This is a genomic window from Blautia sp. AM47-4 (assembly GCF_003479865.1).
Classification (GTDB): domain Bacteria; phylum Bacillota; class Clostridia; order Lachnospirales; family Lachnospiraceae; genus Fusicatenibacter; species Fusicatenibacter saccharivorans.
Genome location: NZ_QUHY01000071.1, coordinates 1 through 2,852, shown reverse-complemented (window position 1 = coordinate 2,852; position 2,852 = coordinate 1). Strand labels below are relative to the sequence as shown.

General features: G+C 39.7%; 3 protein-coding genes and 1 pseudogene. 1 reads left to right on the top strand and 3 read right to left on the bottom strand.

The window, feature by feature from the left end:
• Nucleotides 1-6: 6 nt before the first annotated feature.
• Nucleotides 7-812, top strand: a pseudogene (locus DW965_RS18440) (helix-turn-helix domain-containing protein).
• A gap of 106 nt (nt 813-918) precedes the next feature.
• Here the strand turns inward: DW965_RS18440 and DW965_RS18435 are convergent.
• From DW965_RS18435 to DW965_RS18425, 3 genes are all read right to left on the bottom strand, one after another.
• Nucleotides 919-1,569 carry a helix-turn-helix transcriptional regulator gene (locus tag DW965_RS18435; protein ID WP_055060282.1) on the bottom strand — a complete coding sequence of 217 codons (651 nt, stop codon included), beginning with the start codon at nt 1,567-1,569 and terminating at the stop codon, nt 919-921.
• Between the two features lie 121 nt (nt 1,570-1,690).
• Nucleotides 1,691-2,170, bottom strand: a complete 480-nt coding sequence (locus DW965_RS18430) for an MGMT family protein (protein WP_055154158.1) — start codon at nt 2,168-2,170, stop codon at nt 1,691-1,693.
• A gap of 105 nt (nt 2,171-2,275) precedes the next feature.
• Nucleotides 2,276-2,653 carry a TnpV protein gene (locus tag DW965_RS18425; protein ID WP_055060280.1) on the bottom strand — a complete coding sequence of 126 codons (378 nt, stop codon included), beginning with the start codon at nt 2,651-2,653 and terminating at the stop codon, nt 2,276-2,278.
• Between the last annotated feature and the right edge of the window lie 199 nt (nt 2,654-2,852).

Here is a 2,852-nt window from a genome sequence, read left to right as displayed (position 1 = left end):
GCTTCAATGAACGGAGCTACTACAATACAGGAACGGCTAAAAGATTTACGATTAAACAAAGGATTAAACTGGAAGAACTGGCAGAGCAAACGGGTATTTCAAAATCGGCTCTTGGCAGTTATGAAAAAGATGACTATAAGGAAATCAATCATGGCAACCTTATCCTGCTGGCAGATTTTTATGGGGTGTCCCTCGATTATCTCTTTTGCCGGTCAGAGAACAGGACAGAGATCAACACGCCATTAAGGGAGCTGCATTTGAGTGATGAAATGGTGGCACTCCTGAAAAGCGGTCGGATTAACAACCGCCTGCTCTGCGAACTTGCCACCCATAAGGACTTTATCAAGTTTCTTGCGGACATTGAGATTTATGTGGATGGGATTGCCACCATGCAGATTCAGAACCTCAATGCCCTTGTCGATACCGTCCGACATGAAATCATTGAACGGTATCGCCCCGGCGAAGATGACCCGCATTTAAAGGTGCTGCAAGCTGCCCATATCAGTGATGATGAGTATTTCAGCCACATGGTACGGGATGACCTCAATCTCATTATCCGGGATATTCGGGAAGCCCACAAAAAGGACAGCGAGAGCGCACCCCAAACTACCGTTGCCGATGAACTGAAAGAAAATCTGGAAGCAGTCGAAAATTTCAAGGGCAGTCGGGATGAAAAGCTGGTTGTTCTTTACTGCAAGCAGCTTGGTATCAACTATAAAAATCTGTCAGACGAAGAATTTCGCTGGCTGATTCGGATTCTCAAAAAATCAAAGAAAATGGGAACGCCTATCAGTCAGAGGAAAAAACGGTAAAGAAAAACCGCTGTTGCATGGTTTGTTAGCTTCCATGTAGCAGCGGTTTGTGCTGTGGTTATTCAGTTAAATTTTCAGAATAACAAGTTGGGATTTTTCTTGTTACTTATTTTTTTTGATTGTGGCGTTTCTTATTCCACAGTGAACCTACCAACATACCGATTGCAGAGATTATTGCTCCGGCTACAATCATTCCCAAGTCAGGGGCATTCAGTTTGTTAAAAGCAATGTTGTTTGCCATTTTGAATGTGCCATATTCAGCAAGCATATACATTACGCCAAAGAAAAGAGTGAATGCCCATTTTCCTTTTCCCCAAAAGTTATTTTTACCAATAACAATAGATACAATAAATGTGGATATAGGAAGAATAAACCAAAGAAACATCAAACTGTAACCCATAGCGTCACTTCCACTTGCAAAAAACCAGAACACTATCATTGCAAACGCCCAAATCAAGAGATAGGAGAGAATCGTAATAATCTTGTTTCTGTTGGCATTGCTTTTCACAACATTCGTACTTTCTTCAAGATAATCATAATAGCTTTTCATTTTTTGTTCTCCTTTCAATAGATAGTCAAGAGAGACATCGTAGCATTCGCTCATTTTAATGACGCTGATAATATCTGGATAGGATTTTTCATTTTCCCAATTTGAGATGGTCTGACGACTCACACCCAACAATTCGGCAACCTGTTCTTGCGTCAGCTTTTTTTCAATTCGGGCTGCCTTGATTTTGCATCCAATATCATGCTCCATGCCACTATACCTCCTTGCACTTTTATTGTAGGAAAAACACCCACTATTGTCTACAAAATAGCTTTGACATCACTTATTATGAGTGTCAAAATCCTTTTACATCTGCCAAATTCAAATTTACCTATTTCAAATCAAAGAGGGAGTTTTCATAGTCCTTTACATAGTATCGTACATTTTTACGCCCTTTTTGAATGATGGTGTGTCCTTCTGCTTCTAATTTTTCTTTTTGTGCTTCAATACCATTTGGGTATTTAGCATTTAGTTCTCCGTTTGCTTTCAATGTTCTCCAATAAGGCGTTTCATCTTCTGAACGCTGATAACTCGCCCATGCCACAATAGAAACAAAAATTCCTGCTGTAATCGGTTCTGTAAAATCTGCACTACTTAACTCCGCAAAGTATTCTCGTATTTTCCCGACGGTAATCACTTTACCATACGGAATTTTTTTCATTACTTTGTCATAGTCGATTGGCGGTGCAAAATACATTTTACTGCCACCATATTTTTCAATACTTTTCTGGTCTGTAATGATTTGAAATTTTGGCATATCCTTATTGTCGTGCAACATAGCATTAAAATCTTTCTTATCTTCGTTTGCCATTTCTGCCACCTCCTGCTTTAAGAATAATCTGTTTGTCATTTCTATGCAATGAGGCTGTTTGAAAAAACTTGACAACTTCATATTTGCTTAACTCTTAACATATCATTACGAATAAATCATCTCATGCAAAACAATTTCTTCTGCCCGGTTGTGAATGTTATTGCAACGCTGCACCCATTCCATTTGATGGGTACGCTTCAATTCCTCGGTTACGCCCTCGGCAGTTTTCATCTGTTCCATGATGATGTCTAACCGTTCCTGTGCCTGTTCGTTCAGGTCTGCAAGATATGTCCATAACTCCCCGGTCAATATCAATGTGTTCAATCTGGCTGGGTGGACTTCTCTTAAATATTCCTGATGTAGCCGTCCATACTTCCCAATGGGGCGGTGTTCCTCCGGCAGTTTCAAATCCGGGATGTAGTAATCTCCGACAAGGATATAATCAATTCCGTTTTCCGTTATTCTTGGTTTCAATTTGCTCATATTTTTAATCTCCTCATTCTGGTTTTGCAAGTCTGACTCTCCAGAAATATTGGTAAATCATTGGTAAAATTGAGAATGGAACACAAGAAAGTAAGCGCAAAATATTGCTACGTTACTCATGAATTACGCTTGCACCAAAATGATAGATGCAAGCGTTTTACTCTATTTTAGTTTTGACAGTTCGTTTTCGCAGTCTCGC

What these genes read in the sequence shown, in the direction of transcription:
- DW965_RS18425 (WP_055060280.1), bottom strand. Translation starts at nt 2,653, where the DNA reads ATGAGCAAATTGAAACCAAGAATAACGGAAAACGGAATTGATTATATC.
- DW965_RS18435 (WP_055060282.1), bottom strand. Translation starts at nt 1,569, where the DNA reads ATGGAGCATGATATTGGATGCAAAATCAAGGCAGCCCGAATTGAAAAA.
- DW965_RS18430 (WP_055154158.1), bottom strand. Translation starts at nt 2,170, where the DNA reads ATGGCAAACGAAGATAAGAAAGATTTTAATGCTATGTTGCACGACAAT.